Genomic DNA, 18,581 nt, shown 5'->3' with positions numbered 1-18,581 from the left:
CTAACTTCATAAAAGTAAGTTGCTGATAAATAATACGTATAATATGAACGCGTACTATTCTGAAAATTGAACTGGGCTGAACGGTTGAAAACAGAGTGACCTTTGGGAGCTTTTACATAGATTCTTTTTTTACTATTTATCGCAAAAATAATCATTACATAGTGGGAACATTCAATTCGCTTTAGGAGGATCTACATATGAACAAGATTTTGGGTTACGTTTTTTTGGTTGTGTTAGCAGGTGTCTTCGTCATGACGGGGTTTAACAAGATTAGTGGAGCAGACATGATGATTCAGACCTTCGAGAGTTTCTCTTATCCGACATGGACCATGTATCTGCTGGGTGCCGTGGAGTTGCTTAGTGCTGTAGGACTGCTGATTCCACGGACTCGCATCCTGGCTTCTGGCATACTGACATTCATTCTGATTGGGGCCGTGGGAAGTCATCTGATCTATGCACAATACGCTGCTGTTCCGTTCCCGGCTGTGTTGTTGGTAGCTAACATCATTGTCCTGGTGTTAGGCATGCGCAGATTGGAAGCGGAAGAAGAAGGACAGATGGACGCGATTCAGGCGTAAGTGAAAGGTTAAGAGGGAACGTTATTGGGCTGTTCACCAACGCGGATGGCTATACAGAAGATGACCACTGCCAGTGAGCGGTGGTCATCTTTTTTATGTAATACTTCGCGTGGCACGTGTAACGATTCGCCGCGTATGTTGGGTATCCGACTGCTGAGTCCAAGTGGCACAGACCTGCCGCACCCACTCTGGATTGGTCTTGCTGGCATCGTTCAGCCAGTTACTTACCGAATCCTGCACATACTTATGGGCATCGGATTTCACCGCGTCAAGCAAGGGAAGGGCCATGGCCGGATTTTCTTTTAACTCCTGAATATGCTTGGCCCAGACGCCGCGAGGTCTGATTGATTCTATGGCAAAGCGACGGATCAGTGGATCAGGGTCAACGCTCCATGGGATTAATTGTTGCAAGGCTGAGGCTAATTCGGCAGAGATGGACTCCCGTACAGCCATCCAGGCAATTTCTCTCACACCAAAGTGATGATCTGCTGCAAAGGGCCGAATATGCTCCAACTTTTCAGTCAGGTTCAGACCGGAATCCAGCCCAATGATATAAGCCGCCCAGCAGCGAACACTGTCTGAACGATGCTCTGCAATGGAACGAAAGAGATTCGTTTGTTCATTGACTGATGGACGTTTCAACAGATCAAGCCATTGCAAGGCTATGGTCGGGATGATTTTCATGATCCGCTGCTCATCCATCTGTGTTAACTGCTCTGTAATTGCTCTGGTTTTGGCATCCATTCCCCATTCATGGGTAACCTTCTGAAAAAGAGAAACATGATCTACAGCCAGCCATTCGGTCAAATTAACCGATTCAATATGTCCTGCTTGCAGCCCATTGCGGATATGCTCTGGGATTTCCGTTGCTTTACGGGCACCTTTGCGAAGAAGAATGTCTTCAGGGATAAATAGATCTGGCTTAGCATCCAACAGTATTCCTCCTTGGTTGTATAACATCATGAGTTATATAGTACAACTTGCTGGAGAACAGGGATGTAAGACATCTTACAAGTGGGCAGTGATTTTCCGGAGGGTAGTGATTTCGTCACGATGAAGGGAGACTGATTTGAATCCGGTACGAATACGGCCTGCTCTTGCTAACTCTTGCATGACAATCGTAACCGATTCCCGTGTGGCTCCTGCCATCCAGGCAATCTCCTGATGGGTAAGCCCAAGTTGAATCCGGCAGTACTCATCTTCTTCGATCCATCCCATCTGTTCAGCCAGCCGGAAGAGATTATGTATCACCTTTTCATGCAGGTTTCCGAGTGCGAGCGTCTGTGTCAACTCGCTCATTCGTTTGATCCGCTCGCTTAGTACGTTCATCAGTCTCATCATAAACTGTGGATGTTCAATCAGAAACTGTTCAAAACGTTGTTTGTTCATCAGGCAAATGTCACACTCCTCCATCGTTTCGATATAAACAGCACGTGTTCCGAGTGAGATTCCGTTCATTTCTCCAAACACGTTACCTTCCGTCAAAATATCGAGAGTGAACTGCTTGCCCTCCGGATTTAAAGTATATAAACGAACCTTTCCCCTTTTTACAAAATAGAAACCTTCTGTAAACGTATCCGGTGTCTGGATCTGTCTGTTTTTGGGTATGGTCGTAATAGAAGTCATCCCATCCATTTCAATCAGGTCTGCCTCGGACAAGGAGGACATGAGGTCGAATTGTGATAAATACAGAATTTTATCCATAGAACTCCTTTCCATGACAATATGAATATAAAAAAAGAAGAACCCACGAAAAACAACGGGTTCTCTTGCAGCGGGACTTCCTGATCGGAAGGTCTTCTGACTATAAATGATCAAATGCCATTTTAATTATAGTAACTTTTTTAATTGAGAGACGCGTCCTTGGCTGATGCCAAGCTTTTCCGCAATTTGCTGTTGAGCCAAACCGGGATTCTGTTCAACAATCTCTTTCATCTGTTGCAGCATACGTGCCGTCTTCGGCCGCAGGTCCGGGTATTCTTGGTTGTCAGCTGTGGTCCCTTCTTCCCTAGCGGGAGATGAGACTGGGGCGGATTTGGAAGCAGGACGCTCCACGGGTGCAGGAGCCTGTTTGTTCTGAGGTACGAACCAGTCGGGAGAGTCATCCGGGTGTTTTAATTGAATTGCACAAGTCCGGCAGATGAATTGTTCTTTGAAATACATTTCCGTATCTACATCACCGCAAAAAATACATAATGTTGATTTGTACTTTCTTAAAATTAACTCTTTCCCTTCAATGAAAAACTCAAGCGGATCGCCGATATGGATTTCCATCGTATCCCGCATTTCTTTGGGAAGGACAATTCGTCCAAGACGGTCCAGAGATCTCTTCATTCCGGTTCTTTTCATCGCATCTCCCCCGCAATATTCACAATTAAAAACCTGTCCTTATTGTAAGGAAGAAAGGGCTTTAATACAACAATAATATTTCAAAAAAGTGGATAATTCCATCCATTATGGGAAAATAAGTTTAGAAAGCACGGGTGCAACGGCTAAAGTGAACAAGGCAGCGAGCACCATGGAGATGCTGGAGATGGTACCCGTCAGGGAACTCAGTTCAAACGCCTTGGATGTCCCTGTGCCATGGGCACCGGTTCCAAACAGTGTGCCTCGTGCAATCTCCCCATCGATGCGCAGCATCTTAACGATCGAAGGGCCCATAATCACTCCGAGCAGACCAGTCATAATAACAAAAACAGCTGTCACTGCGGGAATGCCACCGATGGTAGCCGAAACGTTCATGGCAATCGGGGTGGTGATCGATCTTGGGATCAGACTATGAATGAGACCGGAATCCAGGCGCAACCATTTGGCGAGCAGGGCAGAAGAAAGTACAGCAACCACCGAGCCGGTCATGACACTGAAGACAATCTCGGAAATATGTTTTTTGAGTACATGGAAAAAGGTATAAAGCGGTACGGCAAACGCCACGGTGGCCGGTTGGAGAAGCAGACTCAGCCATTTGCCGCCACTGCTATACGTGGTATAATCCGTTCCCGTTGCGAGCAATATGCCAACGACAAGCAGCGGCGTAATGAGCAGTGGAGACAGATATACTTTTGGCAGACTACGATACATTCGTTTGGCGACCGCATAGATACCGACGGTTAACAGCAGGCAGAGAAATCCAATCATCCGGTGTGACGCTCCTTTCGTTTCGCGATTCGTGTAGCCACCAGGCCTGTGCAGGACATGACCAGAAATGTACTAAGCAGTACGATGAATAAAATCTGCAGACCGTCATGCTCCAGCATGGGCATATAGTTCATAATGCCAACGGCTGACGGGATAAAAAATAACAATAGTTCACCGAGCAGCCAGGCAGCTCCAACTTCAATCCAGCGCAGCTTCACGACACGAGTCTGAAGCAGAATGAATAACACGACCATACCGAGTATTGAACCTGGTACAGGAAGATGGAGAGTACGGGCCAGCAGGTCCATGAGCAGTGAAAAAACCATTAAGAGCGCAACTTGTGCAATACCAAGGCCCCATTTTTTCACTTCAATCCCTCCTTGTATAATCAACGTAATCCTTTGAGTTAATATGAAAATGAAAATGATTCATTTGATATCATAAATTTTACATGGCATTCTTTCATGAGTAAAATGCATATTAAGAATGTTTACTATTCCATTTATCTATGAGAGGTGGGAATCAACCGATGGATATCCGCCATTTGCAATATTTTCTGGAAGTTGCCCGGCAGCAGAGCTTCACTAAAGCCGCCGAAGTCCTGTATATCACTCAGCCCACGATCAGCAAGACGGTCAAGAGTCTTGAAGAGGAGTTGGGTATCACGTTGTTGGACCGTTATGGTAAGAAAGTGGAACTAACCGATGCAGGTCATGTGTTTTTTCGGCAGGCACTGGAGATTGAAAAATCATTCCGCAGTCTGTCGTCCGAATTGGACGATCTAATGAACTTGAAGAAAGGACATCTGCGGATCGGCTTGCCACCGATGGTAGGATCAAGCTTTTTCCCCATGATCATTGGTGAATTTCACAAAGCCTACCCGCAGGTGACCATTCAGCTGTTTGAGGATGGTGCCAAAAAAGTGGAGGCCGATGTGATCAGTGGTGCACTGGATATTGGCGTTGCCGTATTGCCAACCGTGGATGAGCTGTTGGATCATTTTGTGTTTGTCAAAGAGAAGCTGAACCTGCTTGTACACCCTTCACATCCACTTGCGGGGAAAGAGTCAGTTGCGCTGCATGAACTGGAAAACGACGCCTTTGTGCTGTTTCGGGAGGATTTTGCGCTGCATGACCGGATTATTGTGGCCTGTCAGCATGCTGGGTTCCAGCCCCGGGTGGTATATGAGAGCTCTCAGTGGGATCTGCTCAGCGCGATGGTTGCCGCTAATCTGGGGGTGGCATTACTACCGGAGACGATCTGTCGTGAGGTGGACCATATGCGCGTGCGCATTATACCGGTGGTGGAACCGGTGATTCCATGGCAGCTCGGTATGATTTGGCGGAAGGATCGTTATCTTTCATTTGCCACGAGAGAGTGGATCGGATTCACGCAGTCGATGCTGGGTGAGTAGGGAAGAGATCGGAGGGTTGTTTTGTCATTGTAGTAGCCAGTGTAAATACTCTTTTGTTGACCCCGGATCGTTGTTACAATGGAAGCATAATCATGGTGGAGGTGTACGAACATGAAACTGCGGGTATCCGCTGTACAATACCAATTGCACACAATCAGTTCGTTTGAGCAGTTCGCCGCTCAGGCTGAGCATTACATACGGACAGCGAGCGAATACGGAACTGAATTTGTGCTGTTCCCGGAATTTTTCACAACACAGTTAATGTCCATTGGGAACAAACAAGGCAATGCGCTGACAATTGAGGATCTGCCGAACTTTACGGAACAATATGAACAACTGTTCACGTCACTTGCTGCCAAGTACGGCATGCACGTCATCGGGGGAACCCACGTTATTCGCCGTGAAGGGAAGCTGTATAATACAGCCCACATGTTCTACCCGGATGGTCGCATCGCGCGCCAGGACAAGATTCACATTACGCCAACCGAAGTAGAGGAATGGAATATGGCTCCCGGAGACGGACTTGAGGTGTTCGACACCGATAAAGGCCGTATTGCGATGCTGACCTGTTACGATATTGAATTCCCGGAAATTGTACGGATGGCCAAAGCCAAAGGCGCTGATGTGATTTTCTGTCCTTCCTGTACGGACGATCGTCACGGATTCTACCGTGTACGTTATACGAGTCATGCCCGCGCGGTGGAGAATCAGGTGTATGTTGTGTTAACCGGAACAGTGGGTAACCTGCCAACAGTAGATTTCATGCGTGCCAACTATGGACAGGCTGCCATTATTACGCCGAATGATATCCCGTTCCCGCCACGTGGCATTCTGGCCGAGGGTGAGATTAACAACGATATGATCGTGACCGCCGATCTGGATCTGGACTTGTTGTATGAGGTGCGTGAACGAGGATCGGTAACGACCTGGCGTGACCGCCGTACTGATCTGTATACCGATTGGGAGTAGAGCTAACCCCATAAAGTAGCAAAACAGAGCAGGAAATTCATTTGTCAGTGGAAAGGGGTGACCCGGCAACATGTATACCAAAGAAATGCTGATCACCGACCCGGAGCGAAATGGTAAAAGGGTAAAAGCAGTCGTTCGTAATTACGTTGCATCCGACTTTGAGGAGCTCATTCGCATTCAGACGGAGAGTTTCCCTCCTCCTTATCCGGGAGAGTTGCTCTGGAGTCACGAGCAGCTCACCAGTCATGTGCAGCATTACCCAGAGGGTGCCATCTGTATTGAAGTCGATGGAGAGTTGGCTGGCTCAATGACCTCGCTACGGATGCAGTGGGACCCTGCACATCTAGCAAGTCATACTTGGGCCGAAGTAACGGATGACGGCTATATTCGTAACCACCAGCCGGATGGCAGCACGCTGTATATTGTCGATCTCTGTGTTCGTCCTAAGTACCGCAAATGGGGACTGGCTCAGCTTATGATGCAGGCGCTGTACCACCTTGTCATCGCTCAGGGGATGGATAGGTTATTAGGTGCGGGTAGAATGCCCGGTTATCATCTGGTTGCAGACCAAGTGTCTGCGCAGGAATATCTGGATCAGGTAGCAGCGGGAGAGAGACGTGACCCGGTGATCTCGTTCCTGCTTCGCTGTGGCCGCATGCCTGTTGGTGTGACCGCAGACTATCTGGACGATGAGGAATCCTGCAATTATGCTGCCCTGATGGAGTGGCGGAATCCGTTCAAATAAAAATTCAAATGAAATACATCATCAATCGAGGGGGTATTTATTCATGGAATTCACGCGTATTATATCTATTAAAGATCCATTGTTTGCCCAAATGCACAAGTTGATGCAGGAGATTTTCCCGAGGGAAGAAGTGTTGGACTTCCCCTTGTGGGAAGAACCGTTGGAAGATCCGGGTATTCGGGTGTTCGTGGCTGTGCATGAGGGACAGGTCGTTGGAGCGACAGAGTACCGTTATTACGAGGATTGGAACGTAGCCATGACGGACTTCACGATTATTGGGCGCGAAGGTCTGGGAATTGGCAGTTTCCTGGCGAATCACCGCAAGCGTGATCTGCAAAAGCTGGCTGCGGCAAACGGGAAAGAATTGTTCGGCATGTTTGCCGAAATCTATAATCCTTATCTGAGTCAGGATCACGAGTTCGGCGGCATCAAGCCAATGGACCCGTACGTGCGTCGCGAAGTGCTGTCCCATCTGGGATATCAGCGTCTGGACTTCCCGTATGTTCATCCATCCTGGCAAGGTGACGGTGAAGCAGTTGGCGGATTGGATCTGTGCTTTATGCCAGGCGATGAGTCGCTTGGTGAACTGCCAGCAAGCCTAGTGGCTGATTTCCTAAATCGATATTATGCTGTGCTTCCTAACAAACCACAAGAATGGCTTGCCATGGTAGAGCAATTGACTGCTCGCAAGTCGGTTGCGCTACTGCCGTTGTAAACATATGAAAGACCCGAGCCCGGACTAACAGGGTTCGGGTCTTTTTTTGTTTTATTTTTCAGAACGAACAAGATACTCTTTTCTTCCGTATGGGATATGTTACCATAAACATGGTAGATATATGTTTCTAATCATTATTATTAAGGAGGGGATTAGATGAGAAAAAGCAGAATCTTGTTGATATGGATGCTCGCTTTATTTTTAACAGCCTGCAGTTCAAGTGACGATACTTCACTACCAGATGTACAGGAAAGGGAACGCAAGGATGCCATAAATACCGAACAAATGCAGAAGGAAAATGTACAGCTGAAAGAGCAGTTACGGAACAACCAGAAGGAAAAAGATGAAAAAGACATCAAAGAGCAGGAAGAAGTAGAAAGTTTAAGAGAAACGCTGAACATAACGTTTAAACTGATGGCGGCGATGCAATCCAATAACTATACATATCTTGAATCGGTGTCTTCACCGAACATAGAAATATCGCAGCAGAACAATATCATTATTTCGAAACTGGAACAGGGGGATTATGAAGTCCCTTTTCTGCATAGCGTTAGTCTGAATAGTTTGGAGTACCGTGGATTTAATCCTCTTGATTCAGATCGTGTCATTTTACATATGGCTACAGTATGGTCTGATGGAAACGGTGCATTGGATTTCTATTTCATTCGTTCTGAGGAAGGAAACTGGCTCTTTGATGGTCTGCTCACGAATGGATAGGTCACTTGTCTGGTTCTGAAAATAAATAGCGACCGTCCTCTCTATGTTAAGAGGAAGGTCGCCGCATGGATAAGTTCGAGTGAAAAGATTCAATTATTGTGTAGCCTTTCGATCCGGTAACTGGCTCAAATAACTGTTGGACAAGTGTGCAAGATCCAATGCCCGATCATATTGTTCCTTTGTTATAAACCGTGAAGAAGACTGCCCACTGTTATTGGGTGTGGCGATAGTTGGAGATTCCTCTTCTCCTGAATTCTTCGGCATCTCTTCTGAAGGAACATTCATCTGCTGTTGCTCGGCATCTTGTCTGTCCGCATCAGCTAGGGAATAATGCGTCCCATCCCCGTATCCTTTCGCCGGAATGAAGAGAGATGCGTCGTTTAGCACCGACCCGGAGGGAAGGTAATAGCGTTCGGGTAAGAGATTTCCACCTTCGTGTAACAAATCCTGTCCGAAGTGTAATTGGTCCTTCAGCGATACCCCGGTGAGCCCGGCAATCGTTGGCAGAATGTCCACCTGGCCTCCGATCTGTTCCAGTTGTACACCTGGGGTAATGCCCGGAGCCGAGATAATGAGTGGAATATTAATCATATCTGCTGATGTGTATTCCCGACCGTACAACTCTTTCATAAGGACTTTGTCATCCCGATCCAGTGAGTAGATGGGAAGTCCCAGGTGATCCCCGTACAAGACGAACACGCTATTTTCCCATAATCCCCGTTCCTTCAATCCAGCAATCAACTGTCCAACTGCCTGATCCGCATAATGCTGTGATATCAGATAATCACCGGGCAACGTATCCTTGTAACGATCTGGCAACGTCAGCTTCACCTTGTTTTTAGGCAAAGTGTACGGGTGGTGGGCTGACATGGAGATGATATGGGCATAGAAGGGATCACCCGAAGACTGCATGGATTCCAGCTTATCCAGTGTTTTGGAATACAGTACTTCATCCGAGGCCGAAAAAGCGATAGAGTCCTGTGTGCCGAAATAATCAATATCATAATACTGGTCGAATCCAAGTGCCTTGTATAACTGATCCCGATTCCAAAAACGAACATCATTTGTATGGAATGTAGCTGTCTGATACCCGTTTGCCGACATCAACTTGGGTAGACTTGGCAGAGCTTTATCCGCATATACGGTTGTTGCTGCCCCGTTTGGCGGGGTGTAGAACGATGTGTTCACAACAAATTCTGCATCCGATGTATTTCCCTGTCCCACTTGCTGATAGAAGTTCGGAAAATACAGGCTCTGTCTAGCCAATTGATTCAGATTAGGCGTGATCTCCTGTCCATCTACCTCTAATCCAATCAGAAAGTTCTGGAACGATTCCAACTGGAGCATAATCACATTGCGTCCACTCGCGGCACCCTGCTCCACAATCGAAGGAAGTTCGGTCGTTTGTTTCAGTTGGTCGATGTCAGTCTGATCGATGTGAGCAATGGGTATAAGTTCATCAGGTCGATCCAGGATGGTATACGCCTCGTAACCGAGGATGCCCATCTGTTCTGCTTGTGTAAGCTCACTCATGCTGGCCCGATTGGGATAGATGTTGAGCATGCACAGGATCATGGACAAGGTCAGAATGACCGAGGCAACCCGTCTTCTGGCACGTCGTTCAAGCGGAATGCAGTTCGGGCGTTCTGTACTCCCGAGCTTGATCCGGCGACGAATGAGTATCCCCCCAATGATCAGAACGTCTGCAAAAATAAACAAATAATAGGGATCAAGCAAAGAGAACATGCTGCTCTTGACCGAGGTCACCTGATTCACCTGTGCCAACGCGTGATAGTTAACGATTACGCCATAGTATTTGTAGTACATGATGGCTGCAAAGAAAATCCCTGAGAGCAGCAAATTCATGGCAAGGTATATCCACATCCGCCGCTTGGCAGCAAACCACTCAATTAGACAGAAGCCGATCCAGATGAGCGGCAATTCGGTCAGCAGTGGTTTCCAGACAGGGATGTCATCGAAGATAACAATCCAGGCCAGTGAACTTTTGATCATCATGATAATGGTAAAGAATATAAACGGTCCGCTTAGAAATCGGGTGAGTGAACTGCGTGACAAGGTACCGCCTTCCCTTCCGAAGTTTCATTTAACAAGTATTATCCTATCTCAGCATGGCTGTGTCAAAAATGAGAGCCTTCAACAATTGACGGCAAAAAACCTCTTCCATGCAGGAAGAGGTTTGAAAAAACATGGGCTACTGCGATAAAAGACAGATGCGACCCAATTTCGTTATTCTATAGTGTACGTTGTAACGTAAGAAGGTCTGGGGAACATGGTGGGCTTCTGTGCGGTCAGCCCTTCGCTTGTACTGCGGTTACGGTGAGCGTGACTATAAGCTTGGGATTCCTGCCAGCCTTTGAAATGTTCTTCCGACTGCCAGAGTGTAAGTACAACATATGTGTCATCCTTCAGAGGACGAAGCACACGAATACCGACAAAGCCAGGCTCTTCTTCTACCTTGCGGGCACGGTTCTTAAACCGTTCTTCAAAATCGTTACGACCATCCTCTGTAACAGGGATATTGTTGAGAACAACGTAACCACCGCCAGTCCAGGAGCCTGCGGCATCGAAAGCTTCATATGCGGCTATTTTATCATCAGACTCAATATTCATCAGGCGTTCTGCAGATTCAATAGCCAGATGCACGTGCTCTTCGCTTCGCAAAGTCAGATGCGGGTATGCAGCAAGTGCATCCGGAATCGGTGAAGGAACCAAATAGATATACATAGAAGCTGCCTCCTCATTAAGTACATTCTATCTCAAGATAGCATATGGGTTTGTGCGAGTCCAATCGGTTCACATGTATCGGACAGGTGGGCTAATTCCGAGCAGAGTAGTATAGGTTTGCCGCAATAGAAGATAAACAATGAATGACAAACACTGCAGTAATAATGAAAAAGGAAAGCGATATCCCGTCTAGCATAACTACGAGGATCCATGCCAGAGCAAGACTGATGGTTGTCGCATTCCAGGAGAAGGCTTTTGCTCTCGTGATACAATAGAGGTACCGCTCATCCAGTCCGTTGTGCTTTTTTGCAATCAACCTTGTGAAAAAAATAATGAGTATTGCAAATAACAAACCAGCTACAATTCCACCGATCCCGATCATCCGATTCAGTAATTCAGAACTCAATATTCTCATCTCCTTCAAAAATAAATAATTCCTCGATCTGACAGCCAAATAATTGGGCAAGCTTGTGAGCAAGCACAAGAGAAGGTTTGTACTTCCCGGATTCCAACGATATGATGGTCTGCCTGGAGACCTTAAGCCGTTGAGACAGTTCTTCCTGTGTGATGTGCATATGTATTCGTTTGTCTCTGATTAGATTTTGCAAGTATATCCTCCCATAAGTAAAGTTCGCTTTACGTAAAGTTAACTTTACTTATGCGACGATGTGATGTCAATCTCTCTTTATAATATTTTCCACTTCTTCGAGGTGGTGCTGTGTCCAAAAGCATATTTCATGATAAAGTATAATCACTACAAACAGAACGGGTGATCGTATGACAACAAAAATTCGGATATCGGTTAGACCTTTGGTGGAGTATGTGTACCGCAGTGGCAGCATACGTCCAGGGTTCCGGACCAATGCCTCGATGCAGGAGGGAACTCGAATTCATCAGCGGGTACAGAAGGAGTACACGGAAGAGGATCTGAAAGAGATTGTGCTCGAAGCTGAGATTCAACATGGGGATCTGACCTATGTGGTGGAGGGACGATGTGATGGCCTGATCCGGTTGGAGGGTCAGTTAACGGTAGATGAGATCAAATCAACTGCGGGCAATCTGGATGATCTGGGAGAAGGTCTTCCCGTGCACTGGGCGCAGGCCATGATGTATGCCTACATGTACGCCGTTCAGCAAGATGAACCACGCATGCAAGTGCAGTTGACGTATGTGCATTCGGTGACCCATGAAGAAAGACGGTTTCGGCGAATGGCAGAGCGACAGGAACTGGAGCAGTTTGCGGCAGAAGTGATTGCTGGTTATGCGCCATATGCAGAGATGATCGCTGCATATGAAGAAGAGCGTGATGTCAGTGTGCGAGAGCTGCCGTTTCCTTTTCGCAAATACCGGGAGGGACAGCGGAAGCTGGCAGGAGCTGTGTACAAGACCATTCGTGAGGGTCAGGGATTGATGGCCAAAGCACCAACAGGCATTGGTAAAACGATGTCCGTACTGTTCCCCACGGTCAAAGCGATTGGCGAAGGCGAAGCAAGCCGATTGTTCTATCTGACCGCGAGGACGACAACACGGGTGGCAGCAGAAGAAGCTTTTGCCCGGATGCAATCGGAAGGATTGAAGATGCATGTGATCAGTCTGACCGCGAAGGACAAGATTTGTTTTAAGGAAGAGGAAGCTTGTGATACGGGACAATGCGGGATGTGTGAAGGATATTATGACCGTATTAACGGGGCCGTGCTGGACATGCTGGAACATGAGACGTTGATGACACGTCCGGTCATCGAGCAGTATGCGCGCAAACATCGGGTGTGTCCGTTTGAGTTTTCCCTGGATGCGGCGTATGCAGCCGATGCGGTGATCTGCGATTATAACTATATTTTCGATCCGAGGATCTCTCTGAAAAGAATGTTGGAGGAGCAGAAACGCAAGACGGTGTTACTGGTGGACGAGGCTCATAATCTGGTCGATCGTGGCCGAATGATGTTTTCCGCCGAGCTGGAGAAGGCTGTGTTCCTGGATGTGAAAAGAGAGTTCCAGTCGCTGGACAGCAGTGTGCCTGCTGCCAAAGCCATTGTTGATTACACCGGGGCCATTGATAAGTATCTGATTACCCTTCGGAAAAACGGTGGAGAAGAAGGGAAGATCATCCAGCAGGAAGCACCGGAGGAACTGATTGAACGGCTGGAGCCTTTTGTCATGGTCGCGGAGCAATGTCTTGTTGAAGGTGGCTCGGGGAATGCCGAGACGGATCAGCTGCTGTTGGATGCCTACTTCACGGCACAGAATTTCCTGCGTATTGCCAAGCTGTATGATGAACGTTTTATTACGTATGCAGAGTGTGTTCGAAGTGAAGTGAGAGTGAAGTTATTCTGTCTCGACCCTTCGGTACTGCTTCGTCAGACGGCCAAAGGATTCCGCTCCCTCATTCATTTCTCGGCCACATTGTCACCCCTTCGCTATTATCGGGATATGCTGGGTGCAGAGGAAGAGGATTATACATTGCAGATTCCATCCCCATTTCAGCGCGAACAATTGGATGTGAGACTCCTGCCCTTATCCGTGCGTTATAAGGACAGGGAACAGTCCCGGCGACCCATTGCGGAGATGCTGCAACAGCTGGTGGCCGAATGGCCGCGCAGTAATCTGATGGTGTTCTTCCCTTCCTATCCTTATATGCGCGAGATATACGAAACCTATGCACAGCTTGCAAGTGAAGCGGATACGGTCATACAAAAACAAGGCATGAACGAACTGGAACGGGAGCAGTTTTTGGATGGATTCCAGCCAAACCCTGAACGGACACGATTGGTATTTGCCGTCATGGGTGGGGTATTCTCGGAAGGTGTCGATCTGCCGGGAGACCGCTTGAATGGCGTCGTTGTGGTAGGTGCGGGGTTGCCACAGATTGGTCTTGAGAACAATGTGCTTCGTGATTATTATGACCGTACAGGCCGCAACGGGTTCAATTATGCCTATATTTTCCCCGGTATGAACAAGGTGCTGCAGGCAGGAGGAAGGCTGATTCGAACGGAAGAAGACAGGGGCGTGCTGGTGCTGGTCGACGATCGTTTTATCCAAGAGCCGTATCGTTCCCTGCTGCCCGAGGAGTGGCGGGACTACAAGCGAATTTGAACATGATGTATCTTCACAATAATTTCAATGGGATCAGGCAAATGCTGAACCAAGAATTTTAACATTTTTCTCAGATTTCTTTCCTTTACATGATTGAAGGGTAGGGTGAAAGGGTTATAACTTGGTTAGCAACGAACGAACAACGGCGAATTACCCTATCCGTTCCGCGGTCCGCTTCGAAAGCAATCAAGGAGGTCGGTTATAATGAAGAGAAATCATACCATGATGCAGTTTTTTGAATGGCACCTGGCTGCAGACGGAGATCATTGGAAGCGACTGGCTGAAATGGCCCCGGAACTGAAAGCCAAAGGTATTGACTCGGTATGGGTACCACCCGTAACCAAGGCGGTGTCAGCAGAAGATACAGGTTATGGTGTATATGATCTGTATGATCTGGGCGAATTTGATCAAAAGGGTACCGTACGAACCAAATATGGCACCAAGCAGGAATTGGTGGAGGCCATTGCTGAGTGTCAGAAGAACGGTATAGCCGTCTATGTGGATCTGGTTATGAATCACAAGGCCGGAGCAGATGAGACGGAAGTGTTCAAAGTGATTGAGGTTGATCCGAATGATCGGACGAAGGAAATTTCCAAACCGTTCGAGATTGAGGGCTGGACCAAATTCACATTCCCGGGTCGCGGAGATCAATACTCCTCCTTTAAGTGGAGCTCTGAACATTTCAACGGTACAGACTTTGACGCCAAGGGAGAACGAACAGGTGTATTCCGCATCGCAGGAGAGAATAAAAAATGGAATGAGAATGTCGATGATGAGTTTGGCAACTATGACTATCTGATGTTCGCCAATATAGATTATAACCACCCGGATGTAAGGCGCGAGATGATCGATTGGGGGAAATGGCTGATCGATACCCTCCAGTGTGGAGGGTTCCGGCTGGATGCGATTAAGCATATCAACCACGAATTCATTAAGGAGTTCGCAGCAGAGATGATCCGCAAACGCGGTCAGGATTTCTACATCGTAGGTGAGTTCTGGAATTCGAACCTGGATGCATGTCGTGAATTCCTTGATACGGTAGACTATCAGATCGACCTGTTTGATGTGTCTCTTCACTACAAGTTGCATGAGGCATCGCTTGCAGGTAGAGACTTTGATCTCTCCAAAATTTTTGACGATACCTTGGTGCAGACCCATCCTACCCATGCGGTAACTTTTGTAGATAACCACGACTCCCAACCTCATGAAGCGTTGGAATCATGGATTGGTGATTGGTTTAAGCCGAGCGCGTATGCCCTGACGCTATTACGTCGCGATGGTTATCCGGTTGTATTTTACGGGGATTATTATGGCATTGGTGGACCTGAACCTGTGGATGGCAAAAAAGAAATTCTGGACATTCTGCTGTCTGCCCGTTGCAACAAGGCATATGGAGAGCAGGAAGATTACTTTGATCACGCGAATACGATTGGCTGGGTACGTCGTGGCGTAGAGGAAATCGAAGGTTCCGGTTGTGCGGTAGTTATCTCTAACGGGGATGACGGTGAGAAGAGAATGTTCATCGGAGAGCATCGTGCTGGTGAAGTCTGGGTGGATCTGACGAAGAGCTGTGATGATCAGATTACCATTGAGAAAGACGGCTGGGCCACCTTCCATGTGTGCGGTGGAGGCTTGTCGGTATGGGCTCTTCCCGAACAAAATGAGGACTGTGCTGACGCTGAGTAACAGATTAGAATAAATGATATTAGAAACGACCATATATAGACCATTATTCCACCTGAACCGACCAGTTCCGCCGGGCAGGTGGTTTTTGGTATGTTCTTAATAAGTTCTCTGTTTACCTACTCCAGTTCAAATGATTCCAACGTGCCAACCATTCTCAGATCATGCTCGCGGTTGAACTGTTCCCGTCTGTCGGCATCCGCGTACTCATCATGATAATGCATCAGTAAGGTTTTCTGTCTCACTTCCGCGGGTAACTGCTCCAGATCCTTCAATGAGGTATGGGATTTGATCACCAGATCGTGCATATGACATTCATGGAAAATCAGCTGCACATCAGCGGCAACTTGCTCCACCCGTGCCTGGTCCAGTGTACTGTCTGCACTGTAATAGAAGTAAGGTTTGGCGAGTAGCCCATTGCTGATCATACCGGGAACATGTTGCGTCCGAAACGTCTCAAACGTCACGCCGCCCAGTTCGAATGTGCCTCCATCTGGCAGGGGAACGACATCGTAGTAATCGCCCATGGTACGTTCACCATCCGTTGTGTAGCGCATGCCGGGGGATAGAATGTTCCAGAGTGTCTCTACCAATTGTTCGTGGATGAACAAACGGGGTTTGCGGTCGCCTACGATCTGTGAGTAATAACCCAGCATCTGTACACCATTAATATGATCTTCATGCAAATGGGTAATGAACACATTGTGGATATCGGTCATGGCGAATCCATATTCCTTGAGTGCTTTAGCATTTGATTCCGGAAAATCAATGACCAGATGCGTCCCTCCAAATTCGGCCAACATACTATTGTGGTGCTGCTCCACGCTAAACATATCTCCTGTGCCGAGAAAAGTAATTTTCAATTCATTTCATCTCCTTATGTGATCTTCAGATCAGCATCCTTGCGTTAAATCCAGTATACCTTGTTCCAGAATATATGCCTAAATCAACCTTTTTTGATAACGCTATCATTTTATATTGAACTTTGATGATAAACAGTGTAGCGTAAAGATGGGAAGTGAACCCATATGAACGTAAACTCACCTAAAGGGAGCGTGCGAGGCGAATGAAATCTTTTTTGGATGAACAATTTTTGCTGCACAATGAAACGGCGATCAAGTTATATGAGGATTATGCCAAAGACATGCCGATTATTGATTATCATTGCCACCTCAGTCCTCAGGAGATCTACGAGAACAAAACCTTTGGCAATCTTACAGAGGCTTGGTTATACGGTGATCACTATAAGTGGCGGCTCATGCGCGCAAACGGAATTGAAGAGCAATATGTGACCGGCGGCGAGGGAGTAACCGATTACGATCGTTTTCTGGCTTACGCCAAAACGGTACCCATGATGATCGGTAATCCGCTGTACGCCTGGTCTCACTTGGAATTACAGCGATATTTCGGCGTCTACGAGGTATTGAATGAGACAAGCGCACCAGCCATATGGGAAAAAGTAAATGCCAAATTGAACAGTGACGGATTCGGTGCACGTGATCTGATTACCAAATCTAATGTCACTGTTGTGTGCACAACCGATGATCCAACGGATTCTCTGGAGTATCATCTGAAGATTCAGGAAATCGAAGGCTTTGATACGGCGGTATTACCTTCTTTCCGCCCGGATAAAGGCTTGGAATTGAACCGGGAGACCTTCGTGGAATGGGTGGGTAAGCTGTCGCAGGCATCTGGCACCGCCATTTCCGATTATGAATCCTTTCTTGCTGCGCTGGAGTCCCGGGTGGAATTCTTCCATTCCGTCGGTGGCAGAGTCTCTGACCATGCACTCGATTATGTCCCTTACGGAGTGGCTACACGCGAAGAAGCGGCAGCTATCTTTGCAAAGGCACTTGCGGGCCACAAGGTGAGTCGGGAGGAAGAGGATAAGTACAAGACGGTAACGCTGACGTTCCTGGGCAAACTGTATGCAGATCGGGGCTGGGTGATGCAGTTTCATATCAATGCAGCCCGTAACAACAATACGCGGATGTTTGCCAAGCTTGGGCCGGATACCGGTTACGACGCCGTGAATGATACACCGCTGTCGTCAGCGATGATTGGATTACTTGATGCGTTGGATGAGCAGCAAGCACTGCCCAAAACGATTCTGTATTCTCTGAATCCAAGGGACAACGAAGTGCTCGCAGCGATTATCGGCAGCTTCCAGGGCGGGGGCATTCCGGGCAAAATTCAGCTTGGTGCCGCCTGGTGGTTCAATGATACCAAGGATGGCATGTTAGCCCAGATGAAAGCCCTGGCGAATGTTGGTCTGCTCAGCCGATTTGTCGGCATGCTGACTGATTCACGCAGCTTCCTTTCCTACACGCGACATGAGTATTTCCGTCGTCTGGTTTGCAACCTCATCGGTGAATGGGCCGAACAAGGGGAGGCACCGCAGGATATGGAGTTGCTTGGTCAGATCGTACAGGGCATCGCCTACAACAATGCAAAAGAATATTTCCCGTTTGCCTCAGTGCTTAAAACAGTCTCTGCTTCACAGTCCTGATGATTAACAAACGTACCTAATCATGTTCATGTTATGCAATCAAGGAGATTCTCTGGTTTCTAATTTTCAATCGTAATAAAAATGCTCCCATTCTATACTCCCGGGTCATCATCCACTGGAGTATAGAATGGGAGTTTCTTTGTAAGTTGAATTCATGGAATTGCACATAATAAGTATAACGGGCTCCAATGACGGCAAAATGACAAAACCCAAAATCAAGCGCGTATAGGCTCTTGTTTATGGGTTTATATTGGTTATTTTTAGATGTTTGACATTGGCTT

General features: G+C 47.4%; 19 protein-coding genes. 9 read left to right on the top strand and 10 right to left on the bottom strand.

The window, feature by feature from the left end:
* Nucleotides 1-197 precede the first annotated feature (197 nt).
* Nucleotides 198-578: a DoxX family protein gene (locus NST33_RS29375; RefSeq protein ID WP_221819728.1), complete on the top strand. Its 381-nt coding sequence runs from the start codon at nucleotides 198-200 to the stop codon at nucleotides 576-578.
* A gap of 93 nt (nucleotides 579-671) precedes the next feature.
* Here the strand turns inward: NST33_RS29375 and NST33_RS29370 are convergent, their stop codons facing one another.
* The 5 genes from NST33_RS29370 to NST33_RS29350 all read right to left on the bottom strand — a co-directional run bounded on the left by NST33_RS29370 (nucleotide 672) and on the right by NST33_RS29350 (nucleotide 4,081).
* Complete coding sequence (locus NST33_RS29370) at nucleotides 672-1,475, bottom strand: DNA alkylation repair protein (RefSeq protein WP_313771429.1); 804 nt, start codon at nucleotides 1,473-1,475, stop codon at nucleotides 672-674.
* Between the two features lie 111 nt (nucleotides 1,476-1,586).
* Nucleotides 1,587-2,282 carry a Crp/Fnr family transcriptional regulator gene (locus NST33_RS29365; protein ID WP_221819718.1) on the bottom strand — a complete coding sequence of 232 codons (696 nt, stop codon included), beginning with the start codon at nucleotides 2,280-2,282 and terminating at the stop codon, nucleotides 1,587-1,589.
* Nucleotides 2,283-2,408: 126 nt separating this feature from the next.
* A complete protein-coding gene (locus NST33_RS29360; RefSeq protein WP_047840820.1) occupies nucleotides 2,409-2,927 on the bottom strand; it encodes an AbrB/MazE/SpoVT family DNA-binding domain-containing protein in 519 nt (172 codons plus the stop codon).
* Between the two features lie 105 nt (nucleotides 2,928-3,032).
* Nucleotides 3,033-3,713: an LrgB family protein gene (locus NST33_RS29355; RefSeq protein ID WP_076209664.1), complete on the bottom strand. Its 681-nt coding sequence runs from the start codon at nucleotides 3,711-3,713 to the stop codon at nucleotides 3,033-3,035.
* Nucleotides 3,710-4,081: a CidA/LrgA family holin-like protein gene (locus NST33_RS29350; protein WP_017691758.1), complete on the bottom strand. Its 372-nt coding sequence runs from the start codon at nucleotides 4,079-4,081 to the stop codon at nucleotides 3,710-3,712. Before NST33_RS29350 ends, NST33_RS29355 begins: the two co-directional genes overlap by 4 nt.
* Nucleotides 4,082-4,242: 161 nt before the next feature.
* Here NST33_RS29350 and NST33_RS29345 point away from each other — a divergent pair, with 161 nt between their 5' ends.
* From NST33_RS29345 to NST33_RS29325, 5 genes are all read left to right on the top strand, one after another.
* A complete protein-coding gene (locus NST33_RS29345) occupies nucleotides 4,243-5,127 on the top strand; it encodes a LysR family transcriptional regulator (RefSeq protein WP_047840818.1) in 885 nt (294 codons plus the stop codon).
* Between the two features lie 111 nt (nucleotides 5,128-5,238).
* Complete coding sequence (locus tag NST33_RS29340; RefSeq protein WP_339306057.1) at nucleotides 5,239-6,096, top strand: carbon-nitrogen hydrolase family protein; 858 nt, start codon at nucleotides 5,239-5,241, stop codon at nucleotides 6,094-6,096.
* A gap of 70 nt (nucleotides 6,097-6,166) precedes the next feature.
* Nucleotides 6,167-6,841 (top strand): GNAT family N-acetyltransferase, encoded by a 675-nt coding sequence (locus NST33_RS29335; RefSeq protein WP_339306055.1) that lies wholly within the window; start codon nucleotides 6,167-6,169, stop codon nucleotides 6,839-6,841.
* 43 nt (nucleotides 6,842-6,884) lie between these two features.
* On the top strand, nucleotides 6,885-7,556 hold the full coding sequence (locus NST33_RS29330) for a GNAT family N-acetyltransferase (RefSeq protein ID WP_339180273.1): 672 nt from the start codon (nucleotides 6,885-6,887) through the stop codon (nucleotides 7,554-7,556).
* A 156-nt stretch (nucleotides 7,557-7,712) separates the two neighbouring features.
* Complete coding sequence (locus tag NST33_RS29325; protein ID WP_339306053.1) at nucleotides 7,713-8,273, top strand: hypothetical protein; 561 nt, start codon at nucleotides 7,713-7,715, stop codon at nucleotides 8,271-8,273.
* A 93-nt stretch (nucleotides 8,274-8,366) separates the two neighbouring features.
* Here the strand turns inward: NST33_RS29325 and NST33_RS29320 are convergent, their stop codons facing one another.
* The 4 genes from NST33_RS29320 to NST33_RS29305 form a co-directional block, all read right to left on the bottom strand.
* Nucleotides 8,367-10,349, bottom strand: a complete 1,983-nt coding sequence (locus tag NST33_RS29320) for an LTA synthase family protein (protein WP_339306051.1) — start codon at nucleotides 10,347-10,349, stop codon at nucleotides 8,367-8,369.
* A 171-nt stretch (nucleotides 10,350-10,520) separates the two neighbouring features.
* Nucleotides 10,521-11,018 (bottom strand): antibiotic biosynthesis monooxygenase, encoded by a 498-nt coding sequence (locus NST33_RS29315; protein ID WP_339306049.1) that lies wholly within the window; start codon nucleotides 11,016-11,018, stop codon nucleotides 10,521-10,523.
* 91 nt (nucleotides 11,019-11,109) lie between these two features.
* A complete protein-coding gene (locus NST33_RS29310; RefSeq protein WP_051449528.1) occupies nucleotides 11,110-11,424 on the bottom strand; it encodes a hypothetical protein in 315 nt (104 codons plus the stop codon).
* Nucleotides 11,414-11,626 carry a helix-turn-helix transcriptional regulator gene (locus NST33_RS29305; protein WP_036612923.1) on the bottom strand — a complete coding sequence of 71 codons (213 nt, stop codon included), beginning with the start codon at nucleotides 11,624-11,626 and terminating at the stop codon, nucleotides 11,414-11,416. The genes NST33_RS29310 and NST33_RS29305 overlap by 11 nt, the downstream gene beginning before the upstream one ends.
* A 169-nt stretch (nucleotides 11,627-11,795) precedes the next feature.
* On the opposite strand from NST33_RS29305, the gene NST33_RS29300 reads away from it, so the two are divergent.
* Together NST33_RS29300 and NST33_RS29295 are read left to right on the top strand one after the other, a co-directional pair.
* Entirely contained in the window at nucleotides 11,796-14,108 is a 2,313-nt protein-coding gene (locus tag NST33_RS29300; protein WP_339306047.1) for an ATP-dependent DNA helicase, read from the top strand.
* A 204-nt stretch (nucleotides 14,109-14,312) separates the two neighbouring features.
* Nucleotides 14,313-15,794 carry an alpha-amylase gene (locus NST33_RS29295; RefSeq protein WP_339306045.1) on the top strand — a complete coding sequence of 494 codons (1,482 nt, stop codon included), beginning with the start codon at nucleotides 14,313-14,315 and terminating at the stop codon, nucleotides 15,792-15,794.
* A 116-nt stretch (nucleotides 15,795-15,910) separates the two neighbouring features.
* Here the strand turns inward: NST33_RS29295 and NST33_RS29290 are convergent, their stop codons facing one another.
* Nucleotides 15,911-16,654, bottom strand: a complete 744-nt coding sequence (locus tag NST33_RS29290; protein WP_339306043.1) for an MBL fold metallo-hydrolase — start codon at nucleotides 16,652-16,654, stop codon at nucleotides 15,911-15,913.
* A 203-nt stretch (nucleotides 16,655-16,857) separates the two neighbouring features.
* Here NST33_RS29290 and uxaC point away from each other — a divergent pair, with 203 nt between their 5' ends.
* On the top strand, nucleotides 16,858-18,300 hold the full coding sequence (gene uxaC / locus NST33_RS29285) for a glucuronate isomerase (protein ID WP_339306041.1): 1,443 nt from the start codon (nucleotides 16,858-16,860) through the stop codon (nucleotides 18,298-18,300).
* Nucleotides 18,301-18,581 lie beyond the last annotated feature (281 nt).

The organism is Paenibacillus sp. FSL L8-0435 (assembly GCF_037965655.1).
Taxonomy (GTDB): domain Bacteria; phylum Bacillota; class Bacilli; order Paenibacillales; family Paenibacillaceae; genus Paenibacillus.
This window is presented reverse-complemented; position numbering and strand designations above follow the sequence as displayed.